Source organism: Klebsiella sp. PK01 (genome assembly GCF_057624675.1).
On sequence record NZ_JBYEZM010000002.1, the window covers coordinates 802,080 to 819,127 of the forward strand.

The 17,048-nt window shown below is 53.2% G+C and carries 24 protein-coding genes and 1 pseudogene; 2 read left to right on the top strand and 23 right to left on the bottom strand.

Features of this window, described 5'->3' with window-relative positions:
• Position 1: 1 nt before the first annotated feature.
• Genes AC22LX_RS08975 through AC22LX_RS09035 form a run of 13 tightly spaced genes read right to left on the bottom strand, consistent with a single transcriptional unit; the run spans position 2 to position 9,540 of the window.
• Complete coding sequence (locus tag AC22LX_RS08975) at positions 2–544, bottom strand: virion core protein, T7 gp14 family (RefSeq protein WP_047075487.1); 543 nt, start codon at positions 542–544, stop codon at positions 2–4.
• Complete coding sequence (locus tag AC22LX_RS08980) at positions 544–1,008, bottom strand: hypothetical protein (protein ID WP_047062739.1); 465 nt, start codon at positions 1,006–1,008, stop codon at positions 544–546. The genes AC22LX_RS08975 and AC22LX_RS08980 overlap by 1 nt, the downstream gene beginning before the upstream one ends.
• A complete protein-coding gene (locus tag AC22LX_RS08985; RefSeq protein WP_487333931.1) occupies positions 1,008–3,485 on the bottom strand; it encodes a phage tail protein in 2,478 nt (825 codons plus the stop codon). The genes AC22LX_RS08980 and AC22LX_RS08985 overlap by 1 nt, the downstream gene beginning before the upstream one ends.
• Complete coding sequence (locus AC22LX_RS08990; RefSeq protein WP_487333932.1) at positions 3,485–4,090, bottom strand: phage connector family protein; 606 nt, start codon at positions 4,088–4,090, stop codon at positions 3,485–3,487. Before AC22LX_RS08990 ends, AC22LX_RS08985 begins: the two co-directional genes overlap by 1 nt.
• The gene (gene gp10 / locus AC22LX_RS08995; protein WP_032723154.1) at positions 4,090–4,413 is read right to left on the bottom strand and encodes a capsid staple protein; all 324 of its coding nucleotides are present in this window, start codon (positions 4,411–4,413) and stop codon (positions 4,090–4,092) included. The genes AC22LX_RS08990 and gp10 overlap by 1 nt, the downstream gene beginning before the upstream one ends.
• Positions 4,414–4,463: 50 nt before the next feature.
• Complete coding sequence (locus tag AC22LX_RS09000) at positions 4,464–4,811, bottom strand: hypothetical protein (RefSeq protein ID WP_487333933.1); 348 nt, start codon at positions 4,809–4,811, stop codon at positions 4,464–4,466.
• A 10-nt stretch (positions 4,812–4,821) separates the two neighbouring features.
• Positions 4,822–5,259, bottom strand: a complete 438-nt coding sequence (locus tag AC22LX_RS09005; protein ID WP_487333934.1) for a Bbp16 family capsid cement protein — start codon at positions 5,257–5,259, stop codon at positions 4,822–4,824.
• A gap of 53 nt (positions 5,260–5,312) precedes the next feature.
• Complete coding sequence (locus tag AC22LX_RS09010; protein WP_336193789.1) at positions 5,313–6,299, bottom strand: major capsid protein; 987 nt, start codon at positions 6,297–6,299, stop codon at positions 5,313–5,315.
• Between the two features lie 14 nt (positions 6,300–6,313).
• The gene (locus tag AC22LX_RS09015) at positions 6,314–7,012 is read right to left on the bottom strand and encodes a peptidase (RefSeq protein ID WP_487333935.1); all 699 of its coding nucleotides are present in this window, start codon (positions 7,010–7,012) and stop codon (positions 6,314–6,316) included.
• 11 nt (positions 7,013–7,023) lie between these two features.
• On the bottom strand, positions 7,024–7,347 hold the full coding sequence (locus tag AC22LX_RS09020) for a hypothetical protein (protein WP_047062726.1): 324 nt from the start codon (positions 7,345–7,347) through the stop codon (positions 7,024–7,026).
• On the bottom strand, positions 7,344–7,643 hold the full coding sequence (locus AC22LX_RS09025) for a Bbp19 family protein (RefSeq protein ID WP_396265546.1): 300 nt from the start codon (positions 7,641–7,643) through the stop codon (positions 7,344–7,346). Before AC22LX_RS09025 ends, AC22LX_RS09020 begins: the two co-directional genes overlap by 4 nt.
• A complete protein-coding gene (locus AC22LX_RS09030; RefSeq protein ID WP_487333936.1) occupies positions 7,640–9,319 on the bottom strand; it encodes a portal protein in 1,680 nt (559 codons plus the stop codon). The genes AC22LX_RS09025 and AC22LX_RS09030 overlap by 4 nt, the downstream gene beginning before the upstream one ends.
• A gap of 14 nt (positions 9,320–9,333) precedes the next feature.
• A complete protein-coding gene (locus AC22LX_RS09035; protein WP_015370361.1) occupies positions 9,334–9,540 on the bottom strand; it encodes a hypothetical protein in 207 nt (68 codons plus the stop codon).
• A 656-nt stretch (positions 9,541–10,196) separates the two neighbouring features.
• Between AC22LX_RS09035 and AC22LX_RS09040 the strand changes: the two genes are divergently transcribed.
• Positions 10,197–10,628, top strand: coding sequence for a hypothetical protein (locus AC22LX_RS09040; RefSeq protein WP_032457426.1), 432 nt, complete (start codon positions 10,197–10,199; stop codon positions 10,626–10,628).
• A 99-nt stretch (positions 10,629–10,727) separates the two neighbouring features.
• Positions 10,728–10,907: a hypothetical protein gene (locus tag AC22LX_RS09045; RefSeq protein WP_396265542.1), complete on the top strand. Its 180-nt coding sequence runs from the start codon at positions 10,728–10,730 to the stop codon at positions 10,905–10,907.
• A gap of 29 nt (positions 10,908–10,936) precedes the next feature.
• Here AC22LX_RS09045 and AC22LX_RS09050 read toward each other — a convergent pair whose 3' ends face one another.
• From AC22LX_RS09050 to AC22LX_RS09095, 10 genes and pseudogenes are all read right to left on the bottom strand, one after another.
• Positions 10,937–12,415, bottom strand: a complete 1,479-nt coding sequence (locus AC22LX_RS09050; RefSeq protein ID WP_487333937.1) for a terminase — start codon at positions 12,413–12,415, stop codon at positions 10,937–10,939.
• On the bottom strand, positions 12,412–12,996 hold the full coding sequence (locus AC22LX_RS09055; RefSeq protein ID WP_015370358.1) for a terminase small subunit: 585 nt from the start codon (positions 12,994–12,996) through the stop codon (positions 12,412–12,414). The genes AC22LX_RS09050 and AC22LX_RS09055 overlap by 4 nt, the downstream gene beginning before the upstream one ends.
• 57 nt (positions 12,997–13,053) lie before the next feature.
• Positions 13,054–13,383, bottom strand: a complete 330-nt coding sequence (locus AC22LX_RS09060) for a hypothetical protein (RefSeq protein ID WP_032723400.1) — start codon at positions 13,381–13,383, stop codon at positions 13,054–13,056.
• Positions 13,384–13,458: 75 nt separating this feature from the next.
• Entirely contained in the window at positions 13,459–13,797 is a 339-nt protein-coding gene (locus tag AC22LX_RS09065; RefSeq protein WP_487333938.1) for a hypothetical protein, read from the bottom strand.
• Between the two features lie 327 nt (positions 13,798–14,124).
• Positions 14,125–14,433 (bottom strand): annotated as a pseudogene (locus AC22LX_RS09070) (DUF550 domain-containing protein); the annotation flags it as partial.
• 148 nt (positions 14,434–14,581) lie between these two features.
• A complete protein-coding gene (locus tag AC22LX_RS09075) occupies positions 14,582–14,887 on the bottom strand; it encodes a hypothetical protein (RefSeq protein ID WP_487333939.1) in 306 nt (101 codons plus the stop codon).
• Positions 14,884–15,096, bottom strand: coding sequence for a hypothetical protein (locus AC22LX_RS09080; RefSeq protein ID WP_487333940.1), 213 nt, complete (start codon positions 15,094–15,096; stop codon positions 14,884–14,886). Before AC22LX_RS09080 ends, AC22LX_RS09075 begins: the two co-directional genes overlap by 4 nt.
• Positions 15,096–15,617 carry a phiTE_015 family protein gene (locus AC22LX_RS09085; protein WP_487333941.1) on the bottom strand — a complete coding sequence of 174 codons (522 nt, stop codon included), beginning with the start codon at positions 15,615–15,617 and terminating at the stop codon, positions 15,096–15,098. Before AC22LX_RS09085 ends, AC22LX_RS09080 begins: the two co-directional genes overlap by 1 nt.
• Positions 15,618–15,627: 10 nt before the next feature.
• Positions 15,628–16,380 carry a hypothetical protein gene (locus AC22LX_RS09090; protein ID WP_487333942.1) on the bottom strand — a complete coding sequence of 251 codons (753 nt, stop codon included), beginning with the start codon at positions 16,378–16,380 and terminating at the stop codon, positions 15,628–15,630.
• Positions 16,377–17,048 carry a hypothetical protein gene (locus AC22LX_RS09095; protein WP_487333943.1) on the bottom strand — a complete coding sequence of 224 codons (672 nt, stop codon included), beginning with the start codon at positions 17,046–17,048 and terminating at the stop codon, positions 16,377–16,379. The genes AC22LX_RS09090 and AC22LX_RS09095 overlap by 4 nt, the downstream gene beginning before the upstream one ends.

Below are 17,048 nucleotides of genomic sequence, written 5' to 3' on the forward strand. Positions count from 1 at the left end.
CTTATCGCCCGGTTTTGGTGCCGACGGCCGCAGATATTGGTGCTGCGCTACTTTGCGTGAACGGGCTCCAGGTACCGCCAAATGTCTGGTAAGCACCAAAGGCTTTAAGCGGTGTAGACAGCAGGGTCATGGTCGCATTTGCCTTTCCAGCAGACCGAGCGGCTTTAGCCTCTGCGTCATAATTAACAGACTGGACCTGATACCCATACGCCTCACGCTGTGCGTTATTCACGGTTGTAAGCGCATCAAGCGTGCCAAACTGCGCGGTGTCGCCGAAAATATCCAGTGATGTACCAGTGCTTAAATCAGCACCTGTCGCACCCATCGTGGCGGCCTGGGTTCCCGCTGCTTGCCGGTTTCGACGTTGCACCTCTGCAGCCTGAATGTTGCCGCGGTTAACGGCATCCTGCGCCTGTGCTTCAGCAATATCCGCGTTCTGGCTAGCTACCGCTGACTGATATTTTGATTGCTGGTTCTGGTTGTAGGCTGACATTGCACCTATAACTAATGTCGCGCCGGCGGCGATCGTTGCTGGTTCGCACATTATTTTCTCTCCATGTGGAATCGATGAAACGGCAGGCCTTGCACGCCATACGGCGCCGGGTCTTCCAGGGTAAAACCAAGCCAGTGGAGCCACGCCTTTGCGACGTGGTTTCTGGCATCAACATAGTTTTCAAGATACGGGTAAACCGTCAGCATTGCATTGACCACTTTCCGGCAGCGGCGCAGGAATGTACGTTGATATTTTTCAAGTGAATCAGTGCCAACCAGCCAGGGGATGCCACTCCCACCAATCATTGACGCCGGCGCCACACCAAAGATTGTCACCACCTTGCCATTAACCAGCCCGGCGCAGCAGAACGTTGATGTTTTGAGGCCGCATTCCAGCACTCGTTTTGCGCTCCAGCCATTGGTTGCAGAAAACTCCTGCAGGTCAGCGGCGCGCACTAAGGGGAGAATTTCGGCGATATGTGCAGCCGTGGCCGGGACGATTTGAGCATTAATCATCAGAAGCCTCCCACCGTAATACGCGGGATTACAGCCAGGACAGAAAGCGGTAGCGGGTCAGTCTGGCGGATCTTTAAACGTCCGTTCTTTTCCCAAATGCTGTCCAGTTTCACTTCTACTTTCCCGGTAGCGTCTTCAACAGGATCGTCGTAAAACTCAAACTCGCGCTGTGGGTATTCATACCACTGGCCGCCGGGCGTAGACGCCCATATTCCTCGGCTGGCATTTACTACCAGCGTTACAGTGTTGATCAGCTGCTTCTTATCCAGCAGCGTTTCCTGCCCGTTAATATTGATGTCCAGCGTTTCGAATTGTGCGTTTATCGGCAACCCGATATGCACAACACCGCCAGGCTTTTCGAGCGTTACGGCGCCGCCGGTGACGACTTTCTGCGGCTCTACGCTGGCGTCGGAAAGAATGTTGACGGTCTGCCCTTCCAGATGCTCAAGCCCTGAGAAGGTTTGTCTGGCCATTGTCCAGTTTGTAGTTGCGTTATTTTGGAGAACTTCCGGAATATCGCGGTTTGCGGTTATGGTTACTGAGTTGCCGCTTTCCACTGAAATAATGTCACAACGCAACTGCTTGGCTACGTCAGTGCCATCAACCGGATCCGTCCCGGTATACGGAAACTGTATCTGTGCGCCGACGTCGCCGGCGGAAAAGTACGAGCTACCGCTCATCGTCAGAGTGTACGGCACCTGATAACTCCAGTTTCCGCTTCCGCCGCTTATCGTTGCTGTTCTGCCTTCAGTGTTGCGGCCATCATAGCTGAGCCCACTATCAACAAAGAAAGCATCGAGGTCGTTAGTAAACTGCCTACTGGACAGCCGCTCAATGTAGCGTACAACCTGCCCGTTAATGGTTCTGTTCACCACAAAGTAAATGGCGTCTTCACTGCCTTCACCGATGCCGCAGGTGCTTTCATATTTGCCGGCGCTGGATTGCGGAGACCAGGCAAAAACCTGCTGGTCACGCAGATATGTCAGGACCAGTAATTTACCGTCATCACGCACGCAGAACGCGCTGGAGAAAGGCACGATACAGAATGACCAGTCAACAATGCTGCGCTTCTGGAAAAGGTGGTTAGCGAGTATTGTCAGGTCATTACCCTGGAACCCATCAACATCAAACGAATAGGCCAGGTCCCGCACAACGCTACCCTTTTCCTGGATAAACAGCGCGATGTTTGAAACCGCTATCGGAGGCACATCGCTGCTACCATTTGAACCCTGGGAACTCAGAGAGAAAGAGGAAGGCGTAAGTACTTTGTTCTGATCGCCGGTGGCAACAAATTCCCCGCCGGAGGTAAGAACAACCAGTGATCCAACATCAATAAGATGGCGGATTTCGTTCACCTGGCGCCCGGCGTAGGTATAAACGATCCGATCATCATCCTGTACCGGGTTACTTTTCCCGAAGTCTTTATAGTCGCCAGTACGGCTTGCCCAGATGGTTTGCGGATAAGCTGAGGAAGCTGCAAAGTACAGCCGCTGCTGGTAATAGACAACTGTCGCCGGATAGCCATTGACGCTGTTCCATGCATACCGCGCCCACTTATAGCTCGCCTTGTCTGAGCCTACGGCGTTTTCAGGGATGCGTGATATAACATCGGCAGTAGCAGACAGGCCATCTCCGGCGACAGCAGTGATCCGCGCGATACCAAATCCACTGTGCAGGTATTCCCACTGCACGCCGGTATCATCGTCACCAGTCCCACCCCATCCATCCCAGGCCATACCTTCGGTATGCGATGGCCGCAGCGTACCGGTTTTACCTGCTGTGTTCGCCCGGTAGTAATTGCTGTCGGCGCGCCGGATATCATCAATTGCAGTGGTCTTACTGGTTTCCCATACCGGCACTGAGTCAACGGCGGGCTGCTCAAGATAGAATAATTTCCCTACCTGCTCACTGCCGAAAATGGCACTGCTCGCAGTGAGAGTAATAGTGCCGGTCGTGCCGCTGGCATAAACAGTTACTGATTCATCGACGTTAATATCTTCAAATGGGCCATTCTTTGTTTCGACGTCGACAATCTGCCAGTTATCATGTGCGTAGCGGCGTAGCTCTTTTGGCGGGTATGAAGGATGAACAATCGTCATCACGTCTGCGCTTTGCGTGAACTTCAGGCCGAAAACGTCACTATCTGCATACGGTGTTGCCAGCTCATAAATAACATCGCCGGTGGTCAGCACAAGACCGCCATCTTTGATAACGCGCATATAGTTGTGACCAAACTCCAGCGCATAGGTCTGAACCGTTGAGAACTGGAACGGAATTAGCCGGCATTTACGATCCGGGTATTTTGCCGCGGTGATAAACTGCGTGCCCGGACGGTTCTCTACCCCGCCATACTGGCGCACAATAAAGTTATCGCACTTGCGCAGCGCTACCTGGTACTTGGCCATATCAATGCGGCCATACAGGGATGGCGCAATCTCTCCGCCGGAGAAACTCGGTTGTATCCAGCTAACGGCCATCAGCACATCCTCGCTTCAGTAAAGGGATCAACAGGCGGTTGCGGCTCCTGCGATTCGTTCATGCTGTGAGAGCTGGCGCTGAGGATGATTCGGCTATACATGCTGAGAGCGTTATTGCCGAGGTCAGCATTGCCAGTGATAACCATGTTAATAGCCGCGGCCAGGCGCCAGGATAGCGCCTCCTGGAAAATTGAATCGAACATGTTCACATCAGTGATGCGGGAAACATATTTCAGCCAGGCGCCAGGCAAATCTGTATAAATCAACTTCCCTGTACCTTCATTATTAGAACCAGTTATGTACTCAACACGTTGTTCAGCCGTTGGATATCTCACGCCGGGTAGTGGTATTTCGGTGATCCTCAAGCAGTCAGTAGGATATTGATATGCATAAGCCCAGTTTGGAGGAGGATTGTTAGTATCTGCCAGAGCCACAGTTTTGGTGGCAAAGTTCCAGTCGAAATCGGCCAGGACAGCATCACGAATTGATTCGTAATAAAGTGAGCATTGCCCGGCTTCTTTGCTGGCTTCATTCAGGCTGTTAATGCTGCGGTTATTGCCGATATTGCTCAGCGCGCGGTTGCAAATTTCGATAACTGAGGCCATTACTCGCCCCCTTCACCATATAAAGTTTCAGCCGCGGTCTTCGGTGCTTCACCGGACACTGGTGCAAGTGCCATATCAGTGATCTGCAGATCCGCACTACGGAAAGTGCCATCGTCGCCTTCACGTGCCGAGATGCCTTTAATCACTGCTTTAGCCGTAATCATCACCTCAGTGCCAACATTCTGCGGCTGCGCCTTCAGCTTATTCAGGGTGTCATTGTTCAGTGTGATGCATAGCCCCCACGGATATTCATCGCGAGTCTTCGTTTCACCGCTTTCATCCTGGTAGCTGTCGGTACCGGTTTTGAGATTGACCATTTCCATAGAACGCTCCTACAAGAAAGGGGCCTGAGCCCCTTGGTTTAAACTGAGGCTCAGACGCCTAAATCTTTTCGCTTCTCAGCGATCTTCTCGCGGAGCGTTTCGGGTTTGGTGTTGTGATGCGGCTTCTCGTTAAAGAGCAGTTCATACTCTTCGCGGAGCTTATCCAGAGCATCATCATCGCCATGGCCCTCTTCGTTCAGCGGCTCAGACTGTTTGACTGCATTGACCATTGCAACCTTGCCATAGGCTTTAGCTTTGGCCGCCTTTGCCGCTTCGTTCAGCGGCTCAAGCGCAGATCCCGGAACGCCGTCATATTCAACCTCAGAGCCTTCCGGCCAGAGGTTGTTGTGAATATGAGACAAACGCAGCACGCGGTATTTTGCTTTTTCTGCTGACATCGATATCTCCTTAGCCGGTCACTTTAGAGCGAGTCGGATACGGGGTATTCGCATCAACATCCAGGTTGATACCGGAGGTGAACGCGCCGGCGGTAAGCGGGCCAGTGCCCACCGAGTAGTTAACGCGCAGATAGCGCATCACACCTGCGGGAACCTTCGCGGATACCACACGCTTACCAGCCTTCAGAGCAGCCAGCGCCAGCGCGCCACTGTCATAGATGGTCGTCCAGGTGCTGTTGTCAGGGCTGGTCTGCAACTGCACATTCACGGTGGCGGCGCCAGCAGCGGTAGCAGTGGTGTTAACCATCGCCCAGAACTCCAGCGGATAACCAACACCGATATCACGGCGGGTGCCGTCGATTGGCCCCAGGTCAATCACGTCGGTAGAAGCGGCAGTGGCAGTAACCGCCTGCGCTTCGGAGAACATCAACAGTTTGTCGAGGATCATCTTTGTTTCTCCATTGAGCCGCCCGGTAACGAGCGGCTGGTTATAGTCAGGGGTTAAACCACGCGAGCTTCGGTTTCCAGCAGCGCATCGGTTTCACGAATCGGAACGCCGCGGAAGCTGGTCCACCATTCGCCTTCGGTCTCTTTGACGCTGATCGCCAGGGAGGATTTCTCCAGAGACTGAAGGTCAAGAGCCTGGGCTACGGTACGGTTCATGTAGAACACCGGGCGGCCCATGCCACGGTTAGGGATACGGTGCAGCGCTTTCACCATCAGCTTGGAGATATTCGCCGCCGCTGCCGGATCGGACAGGTCGCTAATATCGATGTTCGCGATGCGCACGACATAGCGCCAGTCACGCAGGCAGAGACCGTTGTCCCACTTGTAATGGGTGCGGTAGCCTTCATACTGGCCGCCGTTCGCATCTTTCAGGGTTTGCTGGCCTTTATCTTCCATCTGGATCCCGGCTTTCTGCCCTTTCGGGAAGATGCCATGTACGGTGTTTTCACCCCACACCACCAGCCAGATAGAGGTGTTATCGGTACCGTTACCGCCGGCGTCGATAATGTTCTGTGCGTTAGTTGCCGACAGGTCGGAATAACGCGAAGACAAGCCCATGAACTGCTGCGGGTTAACGCTGGAATCACCATAGAACAAGGTTTGAGCCATCTGCTGATTCATCGCTTCAATGAATGCGCGATCTTCAGAAAGGCGGAATTCAGCAGTATTCCCGTTAAGGTCTGCCAGTGATTTATCGATTTCCGCATAAGTTTCCAGCATGCCAATAGCATCAGTAACCTGAACGGTGGTCGATTTACTCTGCGGAACGCCGTAGTTCAGCAGGCGCCACGTTGCAGACGGCAAGCCGGTGCGCACGGTTGTGCGGTGACCGGTAGGAAGGTTGCCTTCAACGATCAGCATGTCCTGCAGGATCGGGTTAGTCTGGGAGAGAAGCTCGATGATTTTATCAACCTTCCCGTTTGGGTCGATGCGCTTACCCCAGTCAGCCAGCGTCAGCGCATTAATGCCTTTAACAGCCATGGTTATATCCTCTCTTATTTGCCATATAGCACTTCGGCCGCACTACGCTGACCGCTTTCTTTACCTGTAACCATGCCGTCTTCCGACATGGCCTTACCTACTTTGATGAACGCCTTCACCAGTTCCGGGTGGTTACCGAGACCAGTGCCGTTCAGGTATTCCTTCAACTCCGGTGTACCGAAGGTATCCAGAGCGCGCTGCGCAACGCCGAGGTTTGCCGTCAACTTGTCGCCACCGATTTCTTTATCGGCCTTCACAGTTGCCGCCCACTCTTCAGTTTGCGCCTGCCATGCTTCCGCCTGGCGCTGCTGGACGCCTGCCAGAATCTTCGGGTATGCATCGACTAACTTCTGCGCCTGCTCATTGGTCAGGTTCAGCTCGCGCGCTACCGGTTCGAAATCTTTCAGCGCTTCGGTATCCAGCTCAACGCCTTCTCCAGCGGTAAATTCGTATTTCTCTGGCGCACCATCAGGCTTGTCGTCATCTTTCTTTTCTTCCTGCTTGCCATCATCCGGCGCTTTGCTTTCGTCCGGCTTTTCCGGATCAGCGCCATCTTCAGGAGCGTCAGAAGCTGCTTCTGTCGACGCAGGTTTGCCAGCAGGGTTATCACCGGCCGCCGGTGCAGGTTCAGATGCCGCAGCCGGAGCGGCACCACCGTCGGCAGGCTGCTCGTTGCAAAGGCGGCGATACATCAAACGTTCGAACAAATTCATTGCTTATCCCCTTAAACAGGAATTGTTTTGGCTTTTAGCTGCGCAAGGACAGCGTTCAGCGTGGTACGAATCGAAGCGACATCCGTCAGAAGCGCGTTGTATTTCGTCACCAGGTCGTTATGGTCAGTAAGCAGACCAGCTACATCAGAGGCACTCGATGCAGTGTCTGCGGTAGCAGTTGCCGCAGCGGCTGCTGCGATAGTGGCGCCCAACTTAACTCCGCCGTAATCGGTAGTTGTTGGTGGACCAATAACCGCAGCGGCAGGATCTGGAACCTCAACAATCTGTTTATTGCCATCAAAGCGGACGATGCGCTGTTTTTGTAACTGGCTCATTTGGTTACCTCGTTAGCCTCTGCGGCCATCTTCAGATACTGATCAGGGCAATGCACCATGACGCGCTGGAACAGCGACAGCGCATGGTTGCGCTTACCTTCGTTAAATGCTGTAACGTATGGGTCTGGACTGAAGCAGGCTCCAAATACCTGGCCTTCGACCAGGATCTGCCAGACGACGCGGCGGCCTTTCTCGCTATCCATGACAAATTTGATATCGTCGATATCGCGCTGCTCACGCTCGCGCGCCTCTATTTCACGCTCTGCCCTGAGTTTTTCGTCATCGATATCTGTCATTGCTGACCTCCTGCAGGTGCGCCGACGGCGCCAGAGATAGCAGTGAGCACGCTCGGATCTGCGGTCTGCGCTTCACTAAGCGTCTTGGCGCCTTGCGCCGCAGCCATACCCATTGCCATTGCCTGCTGCTGTTGTTGCTGCTGAGCGCGATCCTGGCGAATCTGGTTAACCTGTTCCTGAGGGACAATGACCGTTGGCGATACGCCTGACATTTCAGCGAAAGCGTCAATGGCCTGGTCTGTATCAAGCTTGTCGAGTGCTTCAGGTTTGACCTGAGCAAGCTGGCCAATAAAGCCAACGGTGGATGACAGACTGGATAGACCGATAGATTTCTGCGCCTGCGCCATGACGGAGATGTATTCAATCTTCAGTGGCATTCCCTGAAGTACATCTGGCGGAGGTGGTAAAAGGTTTTTGCGCACCATGATGGAGAAGGTGCGATCGATAAGCGGGTTCAGGCATTCATCGTTCAGACGCTCAAGCACAGGTCCCAGCATCAGTAACTTCTCTTCTTTCATCTCGATCACTGCCTCAACCGGCATAGAGCGCGTGTTGATGTTCTGCAGCATCATGAAGAGGTCGACGAAATAGGCGCTGTTAATCATCTGCCGCGTATCCTGAATGTCAGCGAGAAGATCAGCAGTATTCGGGTTTACCAAGTAGGCAGGTTTTAATCCTTCCTGGCCTGTCATCACATCCAGATACGTCACATCTCCAGGAAGAAGAGAGACGCGCTGTGATTTGAGGGAAGAAGGCCCAACCATCGGCGGGTTAGTTGCCTTGTCGATTAACTGGCTTTTGCGCTTCTGCTCAAGCTGCAGAGCTTTAACCTGACCAAGAGCGATCATGCCAGGGCAGGATGAGCCGTAAACGTCCTCGCCGTTAACTTCCCAGCGCGGCGCCATAATCGGAAATTCATCGAAACCAGACTCACGCAGCAGCTTGTCGTTATCTCCGCCAACTTCAAAATAAACGGATTTGACGCGCTTGTTTTTGCTGTCCAGTTTTCCGGTATCGCGGTCGATGTTGGGATATACGGCATGAATCACTTCGATCCACGTTTCATATGAGCCGGACTCCCACAGCCCTTTGACGGAGGTGCTGACGTTGCTCATACCGAATTCCATCACCAGTTGACGCACGGTCATGGTGAATTTGCGATAGCAGGTATCGACGCTGCCGCGCGCAGAGTTCGCCAGGTAGTAACTGCCGATTGGGAACATCATTGTGCGGATAACGTCTTCGTCATCCTCCAGAACGGCCATCGCACCAGTGCTGTAAGTGCCCAGGCTGCTGTAGAGCAGTGGCAGAGACTGGTACAAATTCGATTTGTTGTAGACCTCGTTCATCCGGCGCTGGACGGCTTCAAGCCACAGCTTAACCGGGCCATAGTCCATCATGTCCGGATCCGGCGTTGCCAGCTTAAACCAGGGGCGCGCTGGCGAAGTGATGCCTGACATCATGCCGCTTGATAGCGTGCGGTTTGCCAGCGTCGCTGTTGGGTCAACAGTCTTTGAATTACGGCGGTCATTGCGATTGACGTCAGTGACCAGGAATCGGGATCCGCGCGGGTTGATAAAGTCGCTCAGCTCGCGCCAGTGCGGCTCGAACGAAGAGCGATCGTTATTGAGCAAAGCCACCTGCTTCAGCAGTTGCTCTTTAATGGTTTCCGCCATATCCCGCGCTCCTGTTACTGACCGAGCAGCGTTTTACCGCTGGTATTGGCGGTGGAGGTGTCACCCTGTGCACTGGTCAGCAGCGTAGAGCTACGACCGGCGGCCGCGCGGCGGCGGCGGGTTTCTTCATCGCGGGAATCGACCACAGCCTGATCCTGTTCCTGCGGTGCCGCCTGAACTTCTGGTGCTGCAGGTACTGATGGCTTGCTGCCAATGCACATATCGATACTCCATACGCGTTTAAATTATTACCAATTTAACCACATATGAATTATTTCGCGTAGTATATTGACTTTATTGGTTGCAATTATTACCTTTAAGGTAACAGCGATGCTGTTGATTCACGGCATATGGCACATGTGTCGTTAGCGGTCCGGCGGGGTTCCTTGGTCTCTTTACCCCCGAGCGGGTAGCCGGAATGTGCAAGCCATCGTTTAGGCACGAAGTTGCAACTCACCATTGTGGCGGTTCGGTGTGACACCTCGGAAGAGACGAGGATGCAACAGGTAAGAGCATTGAAGTGTCCAGTCAGACGCTGGCGATTAGTAAGGGCGGTGCCGCCTGTCAGTGCTCTTTCCGTTGTGGTTTTCCAGATGCTAGTTGGTTCGGTTGCGGCGGATACCAAGGCGACGACGGAAATGCTGACGCACAGCACCACAACCAATTCACGCCTCAGGACCGTGATGCAGTACCAGAGACATTGCTGTGTGTAGACTTGGCGGTGGCAGTTATTCCCTTTCTGACCACCGCCCTTTTTACAGCAGGACGCCATCACGATGACTTCATGCTGTAAACCCTGTGACACCCAGCCAAGGAAGGCACCCTTCATTGCTTCCATTTCGCCCGGTTCGCCGGGCATTTTTTTAAGGTGATTGGAATGAGTAAAGATCTTTTCGACATGAAGCGTCTTCCTGTTGACCGGGTTGCTGCGAGAGTTGTTGGTAAGGGCGTGGATTGGACGCCAAATAAAGTTATTCAAACTGGTGACAGTGATCTACCACTTCCTATTTTTCCGACCTGCAACATTAAAAACCCGCAACATCGTCGTGAAGTTGAGTCGATGATTGGAAGGGTTCGTGGCAGGCTAAAAATCATTGGCCTTGCTGAGCAGCAGGGTGGTGGAAAATCAGGAGCAAGGTACGTCGTTCGCTGTGTTTGCGGAACGTACACCTATCGACGCGGCGCACCATTTAAGAAAAATTCAGATGAATTTGATGGCTGCGAGCGTTGTCGAGAGTTGCTATTCCTTAAGAGAGAGGAAGTTAAACGCAGAACGGGAAAATGGGTAGAATGGAAAGAGTTAATGTAATTCCGTGACATGTCACACTTAATCATCGCATTAACGTTTTGCTTTTGCCTGCCTCCTACCTAACAGGTAATATCAAGCCTCACACAGCAAGGAGGCTTCATGTCAGATCAGGCTTATGATTTAACTAAAATTAAAGAGATCGAACAGACCGATGATGCTCAGAAGGCAAATCGTCTGTTAGCTAATGGATGGGTGTTACTGAAGACTACTGAATCACAGTCTCATGATGATTACGGCGCTTTATATTCCACAGTTTGGTTCACTCTTGGTAAAGAGTGAATAGTGAGCCCGCCGATGTGCGGGCTTTTTTATGCCCATGGGTCATAGTCAGTGATGGCCTTGCCCTGCTGGCCTTGCTGCCCATAGTTAAACTGTTTTTTGGTCACTGGAGCCGCATAGGTAAGTACGTATGCATCAGCATTGTTTGGTGATCGCCCCAGCAGCTCCTTCACTTCTTCCTTGTCCTGCAAAATCTTTCTACTGTCTTTCAGTCTGACTTTGTATTCAGGGGCGCTCAGCTCGTCGGCCAGATCCTGACTATCAAGTTGAGCTCCCAACTTCAGCGCGTCGCGGGCTGACTTATACATTTCCCCGCGCTTATTACCCATTTCTGGATCAGCTGTTCCGCTACCAAACTGAATTAGTGTCCAGGCCCTCCCCCAGTTATCACCAACTGACTTAAGGCCGGTACCATAGCCATAGTCAATAAATACAGCATCAGCCTGATACTGGTCTTCAAAGTCAGCTATCACCTTAGCAAACAACACGTCATCAGTGGTTCGCTGCCACTCTCCAAGCTTTTTACAATGCAACCCCTGCCGTAGGTAGATAACTGCCGGGTCCTTGCCCTGGTGGGACGGGTCTACGCCGAGTACTACTGCGGCATGCTGAACCTGTGCATGAGTGATCACTCTGCCAACTGCGGGTTGAGTCAGGCCAGAAGGAATAAACTGGTTTTCTGACGCATCAGGGAAGATCCCGCGCACACGCACCTTCACGAAGTCGCTATCTTCGCCGTAGTCATCCACCCACTTCTGAAGCTGCTGCTTGTTGGTGCCTTCCACGGTGCGGGAATCAATCTGCGCGCACTTCCAGCGGTGCTTGTATTTGCGGAAGCATTCACGGAAACGCCCGGTGTTGCGCGTCGGGTTACCGAACGCCACCCAGATAATTTCGGTATCTTCGTCCGTCAGCGCACCCTCGGCTACCTCCCACACCAGATCGGCAATGTTGGATGCTTCATCGAATACGACGATGATACGCTTGCGCTCGTTGTGCAGGCCGGCGAACGCTTCTGTGTTGTGCTCAGACCATGGGATTGCGTCAGCGCGCCAGCGTTTGTCGTGGCCGGGATCGTTGCTGTACATCGCCGTGGCGGTACAGGTAAACCAGTCTTTGTTGATAGCAAGGTTCGACCATTTGATGATTTCCGGCCAGGTCTTCGTGCGCAACTGGTTGTCGGTGTTGGCGGTCACCACCACCTTGCAATCCTCGCAGGTGGACATTCCCCAGTTAATCAGCATTGAGATGAAAGCGGATTTACCGATACCGTGACCGGAGGCCCGGGCAATCATCAGCGGCTGGTGACGTGTTTCCGGGTTCTGCAGGTGCTCGCCTATCTCGCGGAATGCATCAGCCTGCCACTGTCGCGGCCCGGTGGCGTGAGCCAGCTCTGTGCCATCCTCGCCCCACGGGAACGCATAAAGCGCATAACCCAGCGGGTCATGCGTGAAACTGGCGATATCGTCGATCAGCTGTTCTTCCGGAGATAGCACGGCATTGGTCACTGGTCGCCACCATTGTGCTCTTTCAGTCGCTTACGCGCGGCGGCCATGCGGTCGGCGATAGTGACGTTCACGTTAACTTCCATGCGCTCTTTGAACGCCATCACGTCGACGTGCTTACCGATTAGCTCGAGGTTCTTCACCTTGTCGGGCCATTTTATTTTCTTGAGGATGGTCTCGATCGTGGTCTCATCCATATTCATGATGGTTGACGACAGGTCAAAGCCACTTAGTGTGGTGCGCCATATCTTCGGCCACTCGCGGATCGGCTTCAGCCCGCCGTCATCATTCAGGATATCCAGCACATCCATCTGGTCGATTTCCACCAGGCGTAGCAGGACATAATCGGCACTGACGCGCAGGCGCTTGTTGCGGTCTTCCATCAGCTCAGCAATTCGTTTCTGAATACGCGCATCGCGCATGTTCTGGCTGGCGAACTTGCCCGCTGTATTTGGTGAGTATCCGGCGTTAATTGCCGCCTGAGTCTGATTCTCAGGGCATTTCACATACTCCTGGCAATAAGCCTCCTGCTGGACTGTCAGCGGCTTGAACTGCGTTGATTTTCGTTTCGGGTCCTTTGGCATGGTAACACTCCGGGTAATTATTACCGCTATGGTAATACTATCATGCCAGCCAGGATGTTACATGATCGGAATATCATCTTCTCTCTGCCAGTCGGCACGATTAACCAGGAACGTCAGCACCCCTTTCACGTCAACATCATCAAGCGCATCGCCTTCAATCGCTTCGCCGTCATCGGTGATGATTGCCTTCCCGCGCACTACTGCAAACTGCAGGAGGCCGCACAGAGATATCAGAATGTTACTCCCCTGCTTTGGCCTGATGGCGGTATTGATAACGGCGTATCCGGCGCTGGTTTCGATAACCCGGCAATTGCCATCAATGTGGCACAGGATATTTGGGGATAGGGTACGCTCGACGTAGTCTTTGGCTGGCGATGGAAAACCCATGATGACCTCACATAAAAATACTGTATATTTAAACAGTATAATCATGTGAGGATTTAGTCAATCTGTCGTGACATGTCACAGAGGTAATTTTGTTTCGTGCCAGCCAAGTGTGGCCCAGCATTGGGAATCGCCAGCGCACGGGCATGACGCCACCGGCAGCGCATCGCCACACTTACCGCAGCGGCGCTTGCTGATTGACTTTATACGGCCGTGCACCCGCGCATCATCCTGGCGGATCAGCAACGCGATGTACTCGGCCATCTCATAGGGATCGCGACCAGGGCGCCGGGCGGCACAATTGCGCGCCAACATTTCCTGCTCCTGCTCATCCAGCACCAGTTCAATCTTGCGATTGCCGGCGGCGGACTGCCGCGCGCGCTGCGCGGCTTTGCGTTCTGCTGGGGATTTACTCACTTCTCTCCTCCCTTGGCGGAGCATCCATTATGACGCGTTGCATGCGACGGACGCATGCCATACGCACCCTGCGCGCTATCTGCTCTATCGCTTTTGCTGGTTTACCTACTATTTTACAGAAAATTAAATTAGGCAGCATGACCGTAAAGACGTACCGGTTGAAGGTCATCACTTCACCTCCTGCGGGGCGGCTGCGAGCATGGCTCGGAACACAGCATTTCCAGTCCATAGCTTATTAAGCGCAGTAGTTTCGATTCTGATAGCACCGGCTCCAGCTGACTGCATTTCTGCTGTAGGCTCCCTCGGCACCATCACGTAACCATCCGGCACTACCGGCGCTGGCTGCGCTTTGATATGCAACCGCGGCTCTCCGTCTTTCGGCTCCGGCCATTCACGTTGTTTGTTCACAGCCAGCTTATCGATCATCGCTTGGGTAATCTGATCATCAGTGATACCAGCCCGGCGCTGGGAGTCCCATAGCAGGAACTGCATATCAGCCCACTCCGACAGGTCGCCAGGCTGTTCAGCGGCTTCCAGCGCTTCTTTGCTAAGGTGCTTCAGTGGGCCAACCGGGCCAACATTGCCGAATGTAGCCTGTGACCACTCGGCGTGATCTTGGCGTACCTGGTTTCTATCCATTGCGGCCAGCGCTAACTTGGCCAGCAGCAGCTCATCTTCAAGGCCACGGCGAATGTTAGTAAAGGCGCTCTGGGTGATCGCAAATTTCAGCGATTCAATTTTTTTTACTGCCAGTGCGCGCAACTGCTCTCTGGTTATGGTTGATTTATTCATCACCGCATAAGTCCTCGTATTTAATAAACTCACCAAAGCACTGGAGCTCTGCGCCAGCCATGAAATACCCAAAAGCCTCAGCTCTTTCACTGTCGCTTTTAAACGTCGCCAGTGGATAGCGCTCATAGAATTTATTGGCGAGGTTCGCTGGTTTTAGTTCAGGCTCGCTGTCCATTGCGGCCAGCGCCATGCGAGCCAGTTCCTGAGACTCTTCATGCGTGGCAATTCGAAGGTTAAAGCCGCTTTGTCCTGCTGCTAATTCTTCCAGGCGTTCTCTGGTTATGGTTGATTTGGTCATTGGTTGGCTCCCCGTGAAATCTTGTGGCCCGGCGCATAGCAGCACTGGCGGTCTTTGCTGATGCGCCAGCCAGCTTTGCGCGCCTGCCGAGAAATGTCTGTCATATTCCGGCCAATAAAATCAGCCTGCCCCTGCGGATAGATTTTCCCTGACTGACAACCTTCACAGTCGCAATACAAATCAGCGCAATATCCCTCGGTGATAGCCATCACTCAGCTTCCACCTTGATGCCAGCGGCAGACGAGAACACCTCAAAGGCAGCCCGCCAGGCATCTTCGCAATATGCAATTGTCATGGTTCCTGTTGTCGCAGGGAGTTTTCCATTTGCCCACTTTCCGAATCCGTATGCTTGGCCATCTTCATCATCCGGCAGCTTCACGGTGACGGTGCGGGACTCCAGCTCGGCGATGCGCTGCTCAGCCGCCTTACGCTTGCGGAACTGTGCCTTACGACTGGCTCTCAGATTGTTTTTAGCCAGTTCAGCCATGTTGAGTTGATGCTCAGCGTTAGCCAGGCGCTGGCGAACCTCATCGTTCTCCAGTTCATCAATTCGCTGCTGCGCCTTCTCCAGCGCCTCTACCAGCTCAGCGGATGACGCCATCCATGCACGCCAGGCCATTTCTGTTGAGGAAAAAGCGTAACCACAATCTCCATAAGCAAGGCTAAGTTTCTGGCTATGTGCCCACGCCTCGAATTTCTCTCGCTGCGCCAGTTCGGTGATATCAGTCATAGTTGACTCCCTAAATCTCAAATGCCAGTTGCGGCATAAAGCGGTCGCGATCGGCGTTATAGTTGAGCGCGCTGGCGCTGTTCATTGACTCGATACGCTCAACGAGTACAGCGGCGCGAGTCTCTTTGCTGGCCGGCGCATAGGCTGATTTCTGCCAGGATTTATCGATGCCGATATTACGGGCTACGTTTGTGCTATCAGCTGACGACAGAGGAATGTGGCGGAATATGTCGGCATTGAGCATGCGCAGGCCATGCAACTTGGCAATCGGATATCCGTTCTTGTCCACGACATGGCGGATTAGGTCACGGAGTTTCGCCCGACAAGCTCTAGGGCGCTTCGCGTCGTACTCTCCCATTGATCCGATGCATACCCGCGGGAACTCATGGCACAGGCGGATGAAGCGTTCATCCGGTTCATTGAAGTGATACACAGGCGCGCCGATAATTTTACCGTGAGGCCACTCGGCAATCAGTGCATCGTTCTCCTCACTCGTTCCTCCGATGACGTCAGGAATTACAGCAAAGGAAAATCGAGGATGGTTCATCCACTTTGCGACAAAGGCGTAATATTCGTTCCAGTCCACCACGCGTTTTTTCGTCCAGAAGCTGAATGCGCCGTTATCCAGAGCAAATGATTGAGTAACCTCGCTAGCCAGTGCTAACTGACCAGCGTTTGCAAAGCTAATGAACGCATGGCGCCCCTTCCACGCCTTCAACGCACAGGTATCTGGCGTGATTGGCCCTCCGTGGAAGTGGATCATTTGTCGGCCCCCTCGCGCAGCGAATCAGCCAGCCATTGCAGATTCATAATCTGAACGCCGATATTGCTGAATTTGTTCTCAAGGTGTGCAATGCCCTTTTCAATTCCGCGCGCCTCAGCTTCGGCTACGATGCGATCGGTGGCGGGGGTATTGGAGTAAACCTCATCGACCGTCTTCACCAAATCAGATGCGTCTTCCATAGCTCCGCGCCAGTCATGACGGCCGCCGCTATGCTCAAGAATTGAAACCGCCAGTGCGCGAATAAAACGGTGACGTTCTCTTACCTGCACATTCTCCGACGCCAGCTGCTTCACCCAGTCCTGCAGGTCTACGCCAGCTGGGCAGCCTGATGCTTCTCGACTCTTCTCAAGAGTGAGCGCCAGTGCAGTTGCTTCTCCGCCATTTGGTGAGAGATTGGAACGTTGCATATCCTTAACGCGGTATGCGCGTACTTTGGTCTCATCAACTCCGCAGCAAATGCACCAACAAACATCTTCCATTTCGTCATGGGATGTTTCGGTCGCGGGAGACTGCACAGGAACATCAACCCAGGTATTTGAGCGAAGCTGATCAATCACCTTGTGAACGAACATCTCGTTAGGCACGCCATGGCGCTTTTGCTCGATGATGGCGTAGTCACCAAATTTGAATTCGATTTCGTTATTCAT

Coding starts and splice junctions, on each gene's coding strand:
- AC22LX_RS09055 (WP_015370358.1), bottom strand. CDS start 12,996: ATGCCAAAGGACCCGAAACGAAAATCAACGCAGTTCAAGCCGCTGACA.
- AC22LX_RS09045 (WP_396265542.1), top strand. CDS start 10,728: ATGTCAGATCAGGCTTATGATTTAACTAAAATTAAAGAGATCGAACAG.
- AC22LX_RS08990 (WP_487333932.1), bottom strand. CDS start 4,090: ATGGCCTCAGTTATCGAAATTTGCAACCGCGCGCTGAGCAATATCGGC.
- AC22LX_RS08985 (WP_487333931.1), bottom strand. CDS start 3,485: ATGGCCGTTAGCTGGATACAACCGAGTTTCTCCGGCGGAGAGATTGCG.
- AC22LX_RS09090 (WP_487333942.1), bottom strand. CDS start 16,380: ATGATCCACTTCCACGGAGGGCCAATCACGCCAGATACCTGTGCGTTG.
- AC22LX_RS09060 (WP_032723400.1), bottom strand. CDS start 13,383: ATGGGTTTTCCATCGCCAGCCAAAGACTACGTCGAGCGTACCCTATCC.
- AC22LX_RS09005 (WP_487333934.1), bottom strand. CDS start 5,259: ATGATCCTCGACAAACTGTTGATGTTCTCCGAAGCGCAGGCGGTTACT.
- AC22LX_RS09010 (WP_336193789.1), bottom strand. CDS start 6,299: ATGGCTGTTAAAGGCATTAATGCGCTGACGCTGGCTGACTGGGGTAAG.
- AC22LX_RS08975 (WP_047075487.1), bottom strand. CDS start 544: ATGTGCGAACCAGCAACGATCGCCGCCGGCGCGACATTAGTTATAGGT.
- AC22LX_RS09040 (WP_032457426.1), top strand. CDS start 10,197: ATGAGTAAAGATCTTTTCGACATGAAGCGTCTTCCTGTTGACCGGGTT.
- AC22LX_RS09020 (WP_047062726.1), bottom strand. CDS start 7,347: ATGAGCCAGTTACAAAAACAGCGCATCGTCCGCTTTGATGGCAATAAA.
- AC22LX_RS09075 (WP_487333939.1), bottom strand. CDS start 14,887: ATGACCAAATCAACCATAACCAGAGAACGCCTGGAAGAATTAGCAGCA.
- gp10 (WP_032723154.1), bottom strand. CDS start 4,413: ATGGAAATGGTCAATCTCAAAACCGGTACCGACAGCTACCAGGATGAA.
- AC22LX_RS09035 (WP_015370361.1), bottom strand. CDS start 9,540: ATGTGCATTGGCAGCAAGCCATCAGTACCTGCAGCACCAGAAGTTCAG.
- AC22LX_RS09095 (WP_487333943.1), bottom strand. CDS start 17,048: ATGAATAACGAAATCGAATTCAAATTTGGTGACTACGCCATCATCGAG.
- AC22LX_RS09080 (WP_487333940.1), bottom strand. CDS start 15,096: ATGGCTATCACCGAGGGATATTGCGCTGATTTGTATTGCGACTGTGAA.
- AC22LX_RS09015 (WP_487333935.1), bottom strand. CDS start 7,012: ATGAATTTGTTCGAACGTTTGATGTATCGCCGCCTTTGCAACGAGCAG.
- AC22LX_RS09085 (WP_487333941.1), bottom strand. CDS start 15,617: ATGACTGATATCACCGAACTGGCGCAGCGAGAGAAATTCGAGGCGTGG.
- AC22LX_RS08980 (WP_047062739.1), bottom strand. CDS start 1,008: ATGATTAATGCTCAAATCGTCCCGGCCACGGCTGCACATATCGCCGAA.
- AC22LX_RS09025 (WP_396265546.1), bottom strand. CDS start 7,643: ATGACAGATATCGATGACGAAAAACTCAGGGCAGAGCGTGAAATAGAG.
- AC22LX_RS09030 (WP_487333936.1), bottom strand. CDS start 9,319: ATGGCGGAAACCATTAAAGAGCAACTGCTGAAGCAGGTGGCTTTGCTC.
- AC22LX_RS09000 (WP_487333933.1), bottom strand. CDS start 4,811: ATGTCAGCAGAAAAAGCAAAATACCGCGTGCTGCGTTTGTCTCATATT.